Origin of the sequence: Ktedonobacter racemifer DSM 44963 (assembly GCF_000178855.1) — a bacterium.
GTDB lineage: Bacteria > Chloroflexota > Ktedonobacteria > Ktedonobacterales > Ktedonobacteraceae > Ktedonobacter > Ktedonobacter racemifer.
Window position 1 is genome coordinate 2,512,484 of record NZ_ADVG01000003.1, and the last position, 14,890, is coordinate 2,527,373.

13 protein-coding genes and 2 pseudogenes are annotated in these 14,890 nt (G+C 52.5%); 12 read left to right on the forward strand and 3 right to left on the reverse strand.

What is annotated here, in order from left to right:
- Positions 1-497 precede the first annotated feature (497 nt).
- The 10 genes and pseudogenes from KRAC_RS40115 (at position 498) to KRAC_RS40155 (ending at position 10,944) form a co-directional block, all read left to right on the forward strand.
- On the forward strand, positions 498-1,880 hold the full coding sequence (locus KRAC_RS40115) for an amidohydrolase (protein ID WP_007917278.1): 1,383 nt from the start codon (positions 498-500) through the stop codon (positions 1,878-1,880).
- Between the two features lie 8 nt (positions 1,881-1,888).
- A pseudogene (locus KRAC_RS76930) lies at positions 1,889-2,131 on the forward strand (RNA-guided endonuclease InsQ/TnpB family protein); the annotation flags it as partial.
- A 1,352-nt stretch (positions 2,132-3,483) separates the two neighbouring features.
- Positions 3,484-4,242, forward strand: a pseudogene (locus KRAC_RS40125) (RNA-guided endonuclease InsQ/TnpB family protein); the annotation flags it as partial.
- A 539-nt stretch (positions 4,243-4,781) separates the two neighbouring features.
- Positions 4,782-5,186: an IS200/IS605 family transposase gene (gene tnpA / locus KRAC_RS40130; protein ID WP_083815065.1), complete on the forward strand. Its 405-nt coding sequence runs from the start codon at positions 4,782-4,784 to the stop codon at positions 5,184-5,186.
- 1 nt (position 5,187) lies between these two features.
- Positions 5,188-6,423, forward strand: a complete 1,236-nt coding sequence (locus KRAC_RS40135; RefSeq protein ID WP_007917283.1) for an RNA-guided endonuclease InsQ/TnpB family protein — start codon at positions 5,188-5,190, stop codon at positions 6,421-6,423.
- A gap of 24 nt (positions 6,424-6,447) precedes the next feature.
- On the forward strand, positions 6,448-6,570 hold the full coding sequence (locus KRAC_RS78660) for a hypothetical protein (protein WP_007917285.1): 123 nt from the start codon (positions 6,448-6,450) through the stop codon (positions 6,568-6,570).
- Between the two features lie 616 nt (positions 6,571-7,186).
- Entirely contained in the window at positions 7,187-7,819 is a 633-nt protein-coding gene (locus KRAC_RS40140) for a TetR/AcrR family transcriptional regulator (protein ID WP_007917287.1), read from the forward strand.
- Positions 7,820-7,844: 25 nt separating this feature from the next.
- Positions 7,845-8,660: an alpha/beta fold hydrolase gene (locus KRAC_RS40145; RefSeq protein WP_007917289.1), complete on the forward strand. Its 816-nt coding sequence runs from the start codon at positions 7,845-7,847 to the stop codon at positions 8,658-8,660.
- Between the two features lie 64 nt (positions 8,661-8,724).
- On the forward strand, positions 8,725-10,158 hold the full coding sequence (locus tag KRAC_RS76935) for a hypothetical protein (RefSeq protein WP_007917291.1): 1,434 nt from the start codon (positions 8,725-8,727) through the stop codon (positions 10,156-10,158).
- Between the two features lie 24 nt (positions 10,159-10,182).
- Positions 10,183-10,944 (forward strand): hypothetical protein, encoded by a 762-nt coding sequence (locus KRAC_RS40155; RefSeq protein ID WP_007917293.1) that lies wholly within the window; start codon positions 10,183-10,185, stop codon positions 10,942-10,944.
- Between the two features lie 486 nt (positions 10,945-11,430).
- Here KRAC_RS40155 and KRAC_RS72315 read toward each other — a convergent pair whose 3' ends face one another.
- Complete coding sequence (locus tag KRAC_RS72315; protein WP_007917295.1) at positions 11,431-11,727, reverse strand: hypothetical protein; 297 nt, start codon at positions 11,725-11,727, stop codon at positions 11,431-11,433.
- A 163-nt stretch (positions 11,728-11,890) separates the two neighbouring features.
- Here KRAC_RS72315 and KRAC_RS72320 point away from each other — a divergent pair, with 163 nt between their 5' ends.
- Together KRAC_RS72320 and KRAC_RS40165 are read left to right on the forward strand one after the other, a co-directional pair.
- Positions 11,891-12,148, forward strand: a complete 258-nt coding sequence (locus tag KRAC_RS72320) for a hypothetical protein (protein ID WP_157507609.1) — start codon at positions 11,891-11,893, stop codon at positions 12,146-12,148.
- 9 nt (positions 12,149-12,157) lie between these two features.
- Positions 12,158-12,550, forward strand: a complete 393-nt coding sequence (locus tag KRAC_RS40165) for a hypothetical protein (RefSeq protein ID WP_007917297.1) — start codon at positions 12,158-12,160, stop codon at positions 12,548-12,550.
- A 225-nt stretch (positions 12,551-12,775) separates the two neighbouring features.
- On the opposite strand, the gene KRAC_RS40170 is transcribed toward KRAC_RS40165, so the two are convergent.
- Positions 12,776-14,143 (reverse strand): ISL3 family transposase, encoded by a 1,368-nt coding sequence (locus KRAC_RS40170; protein ID WP_040445772.1) that lies wholly within the window; start codon positions 14,141-14,143, stop codon positions 12,776-12,778.
- 117 nt (positions 14,144-14,260) lie between these two features.
- Positions 14,261-14,752 carry a DinB family protein gene (locus KRAC_RS40175; protein ID WP_007917301.1) on the reverse strand — a complete coding sequence of 164 codons (492 nt, stop codon included), beginning with the start codon at positions 14,750-14,752 and terminating at the stop codon, positions 14,261-14,263.
- Between the last annotated feature and the right edge of the window lie 138 nt (positions 14,753-14,890).

Genomic DNA, 14,890 nt, shown 5'->3' on the forward strand with positions numbered 1-14,890 from the left:
GCCCCTTTCATTCTTTACATCTTCATTAAGAGCCCTTAGCACAGATATGCAGGCATCATAGGCTGCTCCCCATGCATAGGAAACATACTGGCTACCATCAGCATACCAACAGTGGTAAAATGCTCCATTGATTCAGCACAATCAGGACGTTACCATATAACAGGTAATTAGAGATCTAGTATTGTGGAAAGAAATGAATCTAATACGTGGAAAGTCTTATTTCCATGCAGGCTAGTATACTCATAGGATTCACCTGTGTCAAGTAGAAAATGCGCGCATACCTATATAAAGCAAATAGCCTTTGCACGGCATGTATGGTAAAATAGAAACACAATATATTGAAACTGCATAGGGGGCGCGCCTTATGTCGCTCACAAAAAAACAGGATATGTTGCGACAAAACGGGCTAAACAGGAGATAAAAAAGCTTCCTATGCGATAGAGGTTTGACGTTGCTGCGATGAAACAGCCATTTATAGTGAAGACAGGAGAAAACATATGCTTTTCACCAATGCGACGGTTATCACGATGAATCCTCAACGCGACATCATCAATAACGGAGCGATAGCCACCCAGGGAAATCGCATTGTTGCAATTGACAAAACTCCTGTTTTACGTGAACGCTATCCACTTGAAGAAGTCGTCGACGTTAGTGGGAAGGTGATCATTCCTGGACTGATTGATACGCATGTTCACTTGGCTCAGGCCCTCATTCGAGGCTGCGCTGATGACATGGCACTCATTCAATGGCTATGTGACCGTGTATGGGTATTGCAGGGTAACTATACGCACGATGATGGCTATGTCAGTGCCCGACTCTGTATCGCCGAAATGCTGAAGTCGGGAACTACAACCTTCCTTGAATCTATGCTCGCTCATCGCTATGGCTTTGATGGTATCGCTCAAGCTGTAACCGAGAGCGGCATTCGCGCTTGCCTGGCAGGCATCGTTATGGATATTGGTACCTACGCGACACAAGAGAGCTCGATGCATCCGGGTCTGATTGAGAGCCGTGAAACCAGTTTGCGTGGTGTACTGGACATGCATAGTAAGTGGCAGGGCGCGGCAAATGACCGCATTCATGTCTGGTTCGGCCCGCGCACGCCCGGTGGTGTTACCTCCGAACTCTACCGAGAGATGAGCGACTTGGCACGTCAAAGGGATATGGGCATCACTATGCACCTTGCTGAAGTCGAAGCCGATAAGATATTTCTCAATGAAAAATATGGCCTCTCTCCCGTTCTCTATGCCGAAAGCGTCGGCCTGCTCGGGCCGAAAACAGTACTTGTGCATATGGTTTGGCTCACAGAAGAAGATGTCAAACATTTAGCCGCAACAGGCACCCATGTCTCACACAACCCTTCATCCAATAGTAAACTCGCCTCCGGTATCTGTAAGGTCCCGTTGATGCTTGAACACGGCGTCAATATCGCACTGGGCTGCGATGGTGGGCCAAGCAACAACGACTATGATATGATCCGCGAGATGAAATTAGCCGCGATCATCCACAAAGCTGTCACCTACGATCCATTGATCGTTCCCGCTGAGACTGTACTGGAGATGGCAACCATCAATGGCGCACGCGCGTTAGGTTTAGAACAAGAAATTGGTTCCCTGGAAATTGGCAAGAAAGCAGACCTCGTTGTGGTCGATCTCGATCGCCTGCATACAACACCTTCACCCAACCTGGTCTCCACGCTTGTCTATGCTGCGACCGGTGGAGAAGTTGATACTGTTGTCGTCGATGGAAAGGTCGTCGTCAAAGAAGGACAACTGCTCAGCATGGATGAAAAAGAGATCAAGCGTCAGGCACGTGAACACGCCACGCAAGTCTATCGACGAGCGGGAATTGAAATTCACTCGCGCTGGCCGATGAAATAACACTTCCGTTGAAACCAGAGAAAGAGTTCAACAAGATCAGGCGGGAGCAGTATCCCTGGACCTGGGAAGTGACCAAAAATGCCTCAGATCAGCCCTTCCTCGATCTGGCAAAAGCCTGGATCGCCTACTTTGAGGGCTTGAAGAACGGGAAAAAGACCGGTCGGCCCACATTCAAGAGCAAGAAGAAAAGCAGACCAGGCTTTTACCTGGCGAACGATCAATTTGAACTTGGGGACTATCGCATCTGGATTGTGCGCCGTGTCGGTGCAGAGAGTAATACCTGTCACAGACAGGAGAGGTCGAGAGTGAAAACCTCTAGGACAAGAGCTAACCCGGAGGGGAAACCCAAAGGCGACTGTAGCATGCTCATAAAGCGAGAAATATCAGAAGGCATGTATGATAGAGTCTCGCAAGTCCTGTGTGCATGAAGCCCCGCTAGGGGGAGAGGTGAAACTGGCCAATTGTTGAACCTACGTTTCCGTGCGATGAAATGCGCATCCATCCCACCATGCCCAAAGGGATGACACTGAGAATACATCATAGGGGATCCAGATGATGGAAACACTCTCTCCAGTGAGCAGCGGGTAATGAACCCGATAGGAAACAAACGGGCACCTAAACACACTCAACGTTCTCTTTGCGCAAAAGCGGGATCGCCTAAAAGACGCGAGTCTCATGGCGACGGAGTTGCCATAGTAGTGCGCCCATGTGGCACAAGAATCTCTCTCACCCGTCGGGGTGGGTCCACTGAAGCAGTGTGGATAAACCAGCAACTTACTTTCGCTCGAAAGAGTCGAGGGGACCGTAGCATGTTGTATCAAAGGCGAGTGAAGTCCCAGTACCAGGGGCCAGAGGCTCGTCAGGTAAGTCGTGTATGGTGAAGACTGATTGTCTGAAGCCCAGTCAAGGCGGAACCGGGGCAGCCCACAGGAAACGGTACTAGCGCCTGTGTTCGACGTTGCCGGGAACGGTACTACTTCCTGACAAAGCTTCCGTCGGAGCCTACCCGTAAGGAACGGGAAAAGACGTAAAGGACACCTGGAGCACGAACTGAGATTCTTGGAGGCAACTTGGGGTTGCCCTAACCACCGCGAGGTGTATGGGTACAGAGGGACCGAAGTAGTCGCGGAAGTCACGCCCCGCCGGGGCCTGTGAGAAAGACACAGACAGGGCGAAGGGTCCCAGGAACTCGTCTCAGCGGCAGAGGTTGGCCTGGATGGGCCACACGATCTTTGCGCAACGAGGCAAAGGGTTCTGGAGAGCTACAGTGCCATGAAAGTGGCCCGCTGGGTTCGGGAAGAGACCGTTGGAAAAGGGCTGAGTCCAGGAAACCACCTGAAACATCAGGCAGGTCAGGACAGCATCAGTACCTCGCTGGCGGTCTACTTCATCTCAAAGGCTTGGAGTAATGTCCGAGACATGGGGAAGGGCAACAGGTTATATGGGAGCGGAAAGGCAAGGGACGCGAAATGCGAAGAGCCAAACCTGAAAACTCCCAGAAGCTGGAGAGCCGGATGCTACGGAAACGGGCATGTCCGGTTCGGTGGGGGGCCGAGGGAAAAGGGCTGCCACAAGGCAATACCTCGCCCGCGGCCTACCCAACCCCAAGCTCGGCTGGGTCAACATGGCAGAGAAGCTTCGCTTCACAGGAAAAGTCACTGGGGTGCGTCTTACACGTCAAGCTGACTGGTGGTTTGTGAGTGTGACCGTCGAGGTGCCAGATGAATTTCCCCTGAGGAAGGGGCGCCCCAGTGTTGGCATCGATGTTGGCTTAAATCACCTGGCGACCTTGAGCGATGGAACGGAATTTGAGAACCAAAGATTCCTGAAAACAGCGCTGAAGAAGCTTCGTCAAGCCAATAAGCGGCTCCATCGTCGAAAACCTGGATCCAAGAATCGTGAGAAGGCCCGTCGCAAAGTCGCCCGACTCCACTATAAAGTGGCATGCATGCGTGAGGATGTGCTGCAGAAACTGACGACAAAAGCGGCGAACACCTTTGCGCTGGTTGGCATCGAAGACCTGCACATCAAGGGGCTGATGAAGAACCGGAAACTGTCTCGCTCCTTCTCTGACGCGGCTCTGGGTCGATTGCTCAGGCTCTTGAGCATGAAAGTGACTCATCGAGGTGGGGTAGTCGTCAAGGTGGATCGTTACTTTCCCAGCAGCCAACTCTGCTCACGGTGTGGGTGGCGTTGGAAGGATATTCGCCTCTCTGATCGCGTCTTTGTGTGCAAGAGCTGCGGTCTGGTGGCGGACCGCGACAAAAATGCCGCGCTCAATCTCTTGCAGGAAGCGCAGCGCCTGGTAGCTGCATTCCCACCATGTGAAGTCGACCACGGTACTGGCTCGGACGGGTCGTAAAAGTCGCCTGTGGACTTGGTGTAAGACGACTCACACTACGGTGGGAGCGCAACTGGGAACGAAGCAGGAACAACGAAAAATGCAGTAGAGCTATGCATGCATACGTTTTACTACATTAATTGGAGCAGAAGAACCTGGTTTGAGCCAATCACAACGTCATATTCCGACTGTCAAGTACTTTTTCTAAAATTACTGCGGATTCTGGCATGTTTTCTAATTTTATTGTGGATTTTTCTAAAGTTAGAAGGCCGCTTTTTGCCTCCTCGTGCTCATTCTATTCTAAAGATATTGCGGACGGCACACAGGTGAACAGAATGGGAAGCAACTTTCTCATGCAGAAAAGATTGCTTCTGAGCAGAAGATGAGTGTTCGCCCACGCAAGCAGCAAAATATACGTCAGCCAGGCCTCTTTGATCAGCCGTTGATGACGTTTATGGGCTTTAGCCCGCCGCAAGCCGCAGGGATTCATCCCTAGCGGTCAGGCGATTGCGGCTTTAGCCCTTGTGTCTCTGTTGAATATACTGTATACCACAACTATGATTTCAACAGAAACAACCTATCAGCGTGATGAACATCGGGTGCATTTGATTTTGTATCATCTTATCTGGTGTCCCAAACGCCGCAAGCCCATTCTTACGGGGAACATCAAAGAACGTTGTGAGCAGCTTTTACAAGAAACGTGTGAGAGCAAGGGTTGGCAGATCATTGAACTCGCCATTGAGCCCGACCACATCCATCTGTTTGTGCGTGTCTGGACGACCGACAGCGCCGCTGATGTCGTCAAGGAGTTGAAGGGCGTTACCTCTTTTGCCTTGCGAAAAGAGTTTGCCCCCATTCTCAAGAAGTTGCCGTCGTTGTGGACGCGTTCCTACTTTGCTTGTACGGTTGGGCAAGTGAGTGCAGAAGGTATCAAAGCCTATATTGAAGCACAGAAAGGCGTGTAGCGTGTATCAGATCAAACGGGTCAAGATCGGCAAGACTCCTCAAGTTGAGGAGTTGGCTCATGCCTGTGGTGAAGTCTATACTGCTACCCTCGTCTCTTTCTGGCGGACGGTCAGAAAAAAGGGCATCTGGCTCAAGCCCAAGCATCTGATGCGCTGGCATACCTCCAACAAACTCCACGCTCATACGGCTGATGCTTGCGTACAAGCCTTCTTTGCTTCACTCAAGAGTTGGAGAGAACGACGAAAAACGGACCCGACTGCCAAGCCACCACGGCGGCGTAAGTGGTACTTTCGCATTGAGTACAAACGCTCTGCCATGAGGGTGAAGAATGGCAAGCTCGTGTTGTCCAATGGCAAAGGCAATGAACCTCTTGTCCTCGATTGGGCCTGGACCATTCCACAAACCCTAGTGATTTGCTGGACTGGCATCGAGTATGAAGCCATTGCGACCTATGAACCCTGTTATCTGCCTGTCCCTGAAAATGGCGACAAGGTGGCAGGGATCGACTTAGGCGAAATTCACATGGCTGTCAGTCACGATGGGGAACACACCTATATCCTCAATGGGCGTCTCCTACGCTCAAAGAGGCAGTATCGCAACAAGGTGTTAGCAAAATTGCAAAAGAAGATTGATGCGAAGAAGAAAGGCTCGCGTCGTCGCAAGAAACTTGTCAGATCAAAGCAAAAGCAACTCAAGAAATTAGCAAATCAGATCAAAACTATTGAGCATCAGAGTACGTCAAGATTCATCTCCACACTTCAGAGAAACGGTGTGCAGACCTTGGCAATTGGCGATGTGCGCGATATTCGGCAAGATTTGGATGTTGGCTCCAAAAATAATCAGAAACTCCACCAGTGGTCCTTTGGTTCTATTCGCCACAAACTCACCTATAAGGCTGAAAGAGTTGGTATGCTGGTAGAAATACAGGAAGAATCGTATACCAGCAAGACGTGTCCTGTCTGTGGCAAACGGCGGAAGAGCCCGGTTCAAGGACGCAATTTCTGTTGTACGAACAAAGCATGTGGGTGGAAAGGGCATCGTGATTTGGTAGGAGCCTGCAACATTCGGTACAAGTATCGTGGGGAAATGGGTATCCCTCACGTAGTTGGGGCTGATATGGCTGCCCCCATCGGGCTGAGGTTCATGCCTCATATCGGTGTAGCTCGCAAGGAGAAAATGTACTTGCGAGAAGCCGCTGGTCTGCGAGACCACGCGGAGAAGTCACTCCATCATTAGCAAATGCGACAGCGAAAGGATGCTATGCTGATAGCGTATCGTCAACTGGAATCCTCAATTGATGAACTGGGTCAGCAGGTTGAAGAGGAACGACAGCTGATGGATGTGGCACTCCAGCAGTATGGTGACCCGGAGAAGCTGAGATAACGCATGCGAATATCCGGCAGATCTTTTCTCATCCTTCTTCGAAAGCCTCGACAAGGTGGGAGAGCAAGATGCCCCGGAACGATTGAAGGGAGAGGGAATTAAGTGGGTGAGAATCGGTACACGCGGTCGAGAACCAAGAAAAGATGCTCTCCGCTCCTTTGAGGCCCAAGATTACCAAAGTTTGGTAATGTGATTATTTGTAGAATTGCTTGTGCAAAAAAGGCGTTCGGACGTAAAACGCTAAGGCTTTCCACGCTGCATTCTGAATGGCTTCAACATGTGAACGTGCCGACTGACCTGTAATCAGATATATAAGTAGAATAATGCTTCACAATGAACCCAGTCCTCTCCTGAGCTGATAGCCGTACCGGGAAAGTCGTAATACGTTTGTTGTTTCTTGCTCAAGAAACAACGACAAAACCAATTGAGTTCTGGCGGAGCGGGTGCAAAAATGGTGTATCGCGCGAGCAGCCCACGGGTTGCGCAACGAGTTTAGCTCATCATTAACCACAAAAAAAGTTTCTTCTCTGTGTGAAAGAGATGCCTCTTGACACTTTCCACTCCCTGCTCTATACTTACATTGTAAGCTTACGATGTAAGTATAGAGAGGAAGAGAATGATGGCGAAAACTGGTGATCCTCTCACGCGTCAACGCGTGTTGGAAGCGGCTTTGCAATTGATCGAGAGAGATGGCCTGGAAGGCTTTAGTATGCGCAAACTCGGAGCCATGTTAGGCGTCGAGGCGATGTCGCTGTACAATCACGTTGAGAATAAGAGAGCCTTGTTTGATGGGGTCATCGAACTGCTCATCGTCCAGGCTCCGTACCCTGAGCAACCTGATGCCACTCCACGCGAGGAATTGTGGGTCTTTGCCCACGCCTTTCGGGACGTCTTACGTGCCCATCCACGGACGCTTCCCCTCGTGGCGACGAGTCCACTACGAACCCCAGCGACTCTGGCGCTTCTGGAGCGTCTTCTGGAGACCGTCCACCGCGCAAATGTCACTGGAGTTCAAGCGATCTATGCTTTACAGAGTATCGTTGGTTTTACGATTGGTAAGACGCTACTCGATGTTGGGGTGACGTCTGTGGCTGGCCTGGAGCCAGGGCCAAATGGCCCGACGGTGTGGCAACAATTTCCCGCAGAGCACTACCCGACGCTCCACGCGTTATTGCCGGACATTGCGCAGTGGAATCCTGATCGCGAGTTTGATTTTGGATTGCAGGCCCTGTTCCAGAGCTTGTTTTGAGGAAGAAAAAGAGAGGTACGAGAGCATGAAAACACCGAGAAAACACTACAAGGTCCCAAACGGAGAGGTGCAACTCGCGGTCAGTGAGACCGGTCAGGGGCAGACGCTCCTGTTCTTCAACGGTGGTGGGGCAACACAAGTGTCCTGGAAGCGAATCATTGGCGAACTCAGGGGGCAGTATCGGCTCGTGACCTTCGATTTTCGCAATCATGGGAAAACCACCACCTCGCACAACACCTCCCTTGAGAGCTTCCTGACGGATGCGGAGGCCATGATGGACAAGGTTGCTCTCGATCGACCGATTCTGGTCGGCTGGTCTCTGGGGGCAGACCTGGCTGTCTGGTATGCGGCGAGCCATCCGGGGAAGGTGGCAGGACTGTTTCTCATAGACGGTGCGGTGCCGGTCAATCTCGTCAGTGATCCTCTTGATGTGAGGCGTCGACTCAACACCCCAGTGATGCGCATCGGGCCATTGCTCCTGTACCTGGTTGGCATGGGCTATCGCCTCACGCCTGACGAGTATGCGACTCTCACCATTGAGCTCAATAGACGCCGCGAGCAGCTTCTTTCGGCCTATGAAAAGCTCGACTGTCCAGTTGAGCTGGTTCTGGCAGCGAAAACAGCCGGGGAAAAGGGAGCGCGTGCTGAGCGAAACAATGCGTTGTGGCGGGCTGGCGGCGAGCAACTGGCAAGCGTACATCCAATGCTCTCTATCCAATGGCTGGACAACACCCACCTGCTCCCTTTCAAGGAACCGATAAAGCTCGCGCGATCTCTCGACGAGTTTGTGGGGCGGATTCAGGCTGGCGTGACCTTCGATGCGCAACGGATTCGTAGCTGAGCAAAAGAATCTGCTGAAAAGAAGAAAGCTGTCTTGCGAACGCGCAAGGAGAGGAGGAGATCTCTTGAGAAACACAGAGGATATCCTTCCTCCCATGGCGCAGGCTTCCGTCACCATCCAGATTACACCGGAATCAAAGCCTGCTATTCCATGCTGGATGGGCGAGGTAGCAGCCTTTGCTCAGATCCTCACCCATACGGGAATCCTCAAACAAATCCAGGAGCAAGTGCGCTTCACGCGTGCCCGCTTCGGCCAGTACAATCTCATCGATTTTGTCACCGTGCTGATTGGCTACGTCCTTTCCGGTGAGCCAACGCTGCTGGCCTTTTACGAACGGTTGACTCCGTGGGCAGACGCCTTCATGGCCCTCTTTGGGCGAGACCAGTTGCCCCATCGATCAACGTTGTCCCGGTTTCTCGCCGCTCTCGATCAACTAACGGTGGAAGCCCTGCGCACACGTTTTCAAGAGGATGTGCTTGCGCGCACTCCCTTTCCTTCCCCTGGTGGCCTGTTCGACCGGACAGGTGCGCGGTGGCTGGTCCTCGATGTGGATGGAACCCGACAAGCGGCTCGTCAACGAGCACTGCCGCAAACGGACGCGTTGCCTGCTCCTCATTGGCGTTTCGATCAGGTGTGTGCCCCAGGGTATCAAGGACGCAAGCGGGGAGAAGTCGTCCGTACCAGAACTGTTGTGCTTCAGGCGCATACGCAGCAATTTCTCGGCACGTTTGGTGGGCCTGGCAACGGGGATTATCGTGGTGAGTTGCGACAAGCGATAGGGGTGATCAAGAACTACGCGACAAAATTTGGGCTTTCCACTGCTTCGGTGCTGCTTCGTCTGGATGGCCTCTATGGCGACGCCGCTCCGCTCATCGATGTCCTCACGGCTGGACTTGGCGTGATCGTCAGAAGTCGTGCTTACCACCTGCTCGATCTGGAAATGGTCAAGCAGACGCTTGCCAGCGCTTCGGATCACGTGTGTACCCATCCAGAAAGTGGGATGACGCGGACCCTCTACGATTGTGTGTCCGTCCCCTTGACGCCAACTGGCCCCGAGGTGCGCCTGGTGATCGCTACCCATGCCGTCACCTCCTCACCCGCCGACGTCGGGGTGGAGCGAGACGGTATCGTCTACGAACTGTTTGTCAGCACACTTCCCTCTCCGGCGTCGGGGTGGAGCGAGACGGTATCGTCTACGAACTGTTTGTCAGCACACTTCCCTCTCCGGCGTCGGGGTGGAGCGAGACGGTATCGTCTACGAACTGTTTGTCAGCACACTTCCCTCTCCGGCGTCGGGGTGGAGCGAGACGGTATCGTCTACGAACTGTTTGTCAGCACACTTCCCTCTCCGGCGTTTCCTGCCTCGGATGTGCTTGACCTCTACCTGCATCGCGGATCGTTTGAGACGGTGCTCGCGGATGAGGATGTCGAACAGAACGCAGATCGGTGGTACTCTCATACCCAGTGCGGCCAGGAGTTTGCCCAGATCCTGGCGTAGTGGGTATGGAACCTGCGCCTAGAGATGGGGCAGAAGCTTTCTCCGGAAGACGCGCGTACCACCGAATTCGCCAAAGCTCTGGTGGTTGAACAACCATTTCCCATCGAGCCATCTCTCGCCGTCGAGCCTGTACCTTCGGAGAAGAAACCAATGCTGCAAGTTCAGTACGGCCCTCCGAAATTTGCTCGTCCTTCGTTTACCAAAGGCTTCCCTGGGTCTGCGTTTCCCCCGCAACCCGATGGAACGCTGCGCTGCCCTGCCAACCATCCCCTGTATCCCCAGGAACGGCGTCCTGAGCGCGATGGCTCCTTGCGGATCTTGTATGCCGCACGCATCAGCCATTGCCGCTCCTGTCCCTTGTGGGCACAGTGTCAAGAGAGCAGCACCACGCGCAAACTGCGCCGGGTGAGTGCGGTGCTGTGGCCACTGGACGCTTCTCGCTCGGATGTCTCACCTCCTCAGGGAAAAGCGCCTCAAGAGCTTCCTCTTGCTCCGGTTCTCTGGAGAGATTGGCCACGCTGTGGCATCCGGCGTGCCTGGCTCAAAGTGGTCCGAAGCCAGACCGTCCGGTTGGAAAGCTCCATCCCTGCCAATCCTTCACCTGCCCCCGCGCAGATCTTGCCCACCTTGACCCGAGCGAAGCGTGCGCATTGGCGTCTGTCCTGGGAGGAGCGGTTCGCTCGCAATGCCCGTCCATCCGATGCTCCCAGGCTTGTCGTCATGCTGCACGGTCTGCCGGCCACCTTTGCTCGCTCTTTTGGCTTTGATCTGCTCGCCACCGCTTAACCGCCAGTCACAGACGTTGTTTCTTCCCTCGGCATGGTCTGACCTGCTCGCCTTTCTGTATCAATGGGCATCAATCGCTGGCGTTTTCCTCGGCTTTTTAACCATACAGCATCACTGGCGGACTGTTCCTTTTCGCTCTGCTTGAGCTTATCTCGTTGCGTAACCCGTGGGAGAATGTCACTCACTTCTGCTTACTCTACAGGGTAAGGGATAATAACTATCCCTTGCCTTTCTTTCAGGAATTCTGACCTGCCTAAAGATCTGATCTATTTCGTCTGCTTAATGGTGAGCGTTCGCTCCTGGTAAAAGGCCTGAAACATGAGCTGGTATAGCCCTCAAACTAAGCTTTTGCCTTGAAACATGAGCAGTGCACCATCAAATAACAGGTGAAAGCGCTCTCCAAGCGATCCTCAATGCTTGAAAATTGGAAATGCAGCGGGAATGAAGAGGGCTTGCGCAATTTCCTCTGCACGATATTTTAAGAGGTTATGCTTCTTCAGGCGGCGCTTTCGCCGTTACGTTCACAGTACGTTGGAGAGTTGGAACGTTGCTGAAGACTTCCGGAGGAGTGTCCTCGAAGTAATCTAGCAACGGGCGATGGACAAACGCGTATTGCCCTCCCTGGCGTTTAAGCAGTACTCGAGCCACAGCATCATCCAGGAATGGTTGAGCATGGAGCGGAGAGTTGCGGCTCCAAGCAAGCTGCAAGCGGAGCGTGTAATGGCGCAGAATGGTGAGACATCCAATAGTGGCCCAGACAATCAGCCACACACCAAAAGCCACAGCTCAGCTCCAGATTAATCCCCTATTTAGTCCAATGCTGAACCAATACCTTCCTCCGCTCAGCTCAATGCTCGGCCCATCACTCAGTCCATAGCGCAACTCTACAGCGGCGAGCGAAAATATTGAGCCATGAAATGGTCGCCGTTAAGATGAAATGAGTCCCTTGCTTCTGGAGATCAAGCAACCTCTACTTTCTGTGATGTTTCCCAGGATACTTTTCGCTTTTCTCTCAGAAAACGGCTCTGGGACATATTCGGTGTGCCAGCTAGATGTAAGTAAACCGCAAGGTTTTTTTACCTCTTCATTACCATCGATAGCAGATGTTAAAATCGCCGATGCAGATGAGATACAATATCCACAAAGGCAAGGCGTTTTATCAGGAAAAGGCCATACTTTTCTCGAAAAAGAGGGTCTGGCGTAAGGAAGCAACATGAGGGATCCCAAACCAAACTACATTATTCGCTACTTTTTTGATTGGGGGGCAGGATGCTGCTTTTGGAGTGCTAATGATGCAGCACGAGCACGGTTTGACTATTCCATTGCCCCAGAGCAGTTACCGCTATCGGAGAGCACGATCAAGCGAGCGAACGAACTAATGGAGTGGCACGACCAAGCATTGAACTGGGAGTATCCTCCTGATCCTGGTCCTTGGCGGCAAGAAGAGTGTGAGCGTTTTAACCAGGCGGCAAAGGATCTCCTAACCACTGTTCGTCAGGAATTGGGGAAACATTTTGAAGTGATTGATGAGTTTGTGGAAGAGAAGGAAGATCCCGAACTTGACGCCTATTTACGAGATCCAAAGAGCTTTAAAAGAAAAGCGTAGCTTCCCTTTCTTTTTGTCTCTTCTCAGGCCACCTCTGCCGTTGTTTTTGAAGAGAATGCATGCTTCTGTGTTGGATGAAGCAGCACACGCCGTTGCAGCAGTGGAAATCCTGCTTGCCCATACGAACTGCGTTTGATCCATTTTACTTTATTGGTAACTATTCAGAAGGGTGGAGTAAAAGCATTATTTCGTGCAAATGCTGTTATGTTCGCAGCCATATCAAGCTCAAAAGCGAAAGCGCATGCACGATTTGTGTCTTCTACACGGGTCTTCTGAATAGTTACCTTTATTGACGAATCCCTCGACCATCCCGTTGCTCCAGGTCAGACTGCATCCATTGGCAACAGCCTCCGCATCATCGTCGAGTCCATTGACAAATGTGGTCAGTTCCGCAATCCCACTCGCTTGGACAGCAGCTTTCCATTGCTCCAGATGTATCCGTCCCTCGTGTTTTCGTAGGAGGCAGCCAAAGTCCTGCGCAAGCTTGAACACGAGAGCGATGGTCTCGTTGCTTTGGATGAGCTGATCCAGATAGACTGCTTGCTCTCTCGTACGGCTTTGTGCTGGCCTTACCATCATGAGCGCAACACCTCTGGGCGAAGGAGGCTTGTCCCAGATGACCATCTGTTTGGAGACAGGGCGTGCGACGTTCTGACGAAAGAGACGAAGTCGCATCTGAAGCGTGCGCTGCGTTCCCGTATATCCCTGTGCGACAATTTCCTCGTACAACCGGGCGACATTGTGGCACCCCTGGTTCCATCGAGAAGTTAGATAGGAAAGGTAGGGATCAACGATGGAAGAAGAGCGAGATCGTCGTCGCGGAGGCGGAGGTGTTTCTTGTTCGAGGGTACGGTAGACTTTGCTCGAACTGACGCCGACGAGCTGGGCAATCTGCTCTTTGTGGCACCCTTGCCGATACAGTTTCCAGATCCGCTTATGAAGTTGTACTTGTTGGCGATGACGCGCCTGCCGCTCTTGTGCGACTTTTTCAGGGACTACTGTCCTCGCAGCTGGACGTGTTTTGCCTGTGCTGCATTGTATCGCCTTTTTGAGCGCACGATCCTGGGTGCGAAAGAACTTCTCCAAGGCTTCGGCAAAATTCTTTTGCAAGTGAAAGCGATCGACCACCTGTTTGGCCTGAGGCGCGCCCTCAGTGGCAGCTTCTCGGAAGATTTTGCCACGATCACGTGAGACCAAATCAATTTCGGGATGCGTGCACAACCATGCTTTACTCGTTTCGGCGGAACGCTCTGCTAACAACTGCACGATCCGCCGCTTTTCTAGGTCCACGAGAATGGTCCCATAGCGCTGGCCTTTTTTCCATGCCCACTCGTCTATTCCCACCTTCGCTACCTCGCCTTCATTGGGCAAGGGAAGCTGCAAGACGCGACGGATGATGGTTTTGGCAGTGGTGGGCATGCCAAGGGACGAAGCGATCCGCGCTGCATCGGCTCCATTGGTGGCCACTCCTAATGCTTGACGAGCCTTGACGAGCCGATCCGTCATCCGTGCGTAGCGCTGGACCAACTCTGGGAAGCGCTCGGCAAAGATGTGTTGGGGACAGGATACCTCACGACAGATCCACTTGCGCACCTGTAACTTCCCACGGGTTGCGCAACGAGGTAAACTCAAGCAAAGAAGAAAGCAAAAGAGATCTATCGAGACGGAGACGAGCTGGTCTCCGCCTCGGGTGAATAACGGTGGATTTGCTTACAGGTCGATGGCAGCCAGACCATGCATACCGAGAATGAACGAGATCTCCCCCCCGTGATGCACATCATGTTCGATCAGATGCCAGATGACCCATTGATGCGTAAAGGTTTCTTCTTCTCCATTCTCATCAGTCTCATGGAAAATCTCATCTAAATCGGCAATCGTCCAACGCTGAAGGGCATCCTGGATCACCTGCCAGGTCTTTTCCAGTCCGCTGACCAGTTCGGCGCCAGATTGATCAGGCTGATCTGCAGCATTCCGTGTATGGAGTGGAACGAGATTCTCGTCGTTCTCCTTTAGTGCATAGTACAGCCATCCGGCGCGTGCCCCAATGATATGGCTCGCAATGGCGCCAATAGAGCGCAGACGTGGCTCTGCACGCAGGGCAAGCTGCTCAGATGAAAGGGGCGCCAGAGCATGAACCAGGTGTTGCTGGTAACCATCCCAGCCTTTGTAGAAAGAGGCAACCGGGAAAGCATGTTCAGCCATGAATATTTTCTCATTTCTTGTGTGTCAAAACGCGAGGCGCGCTCCAGGGCATAAACTGCCCTGGGAAGTTCTTGTCGGAGATAGGAAAAGCAGAGGTGATGCACTCAGGATGGGCAAGCGAGGGAGATGATCTCTGTC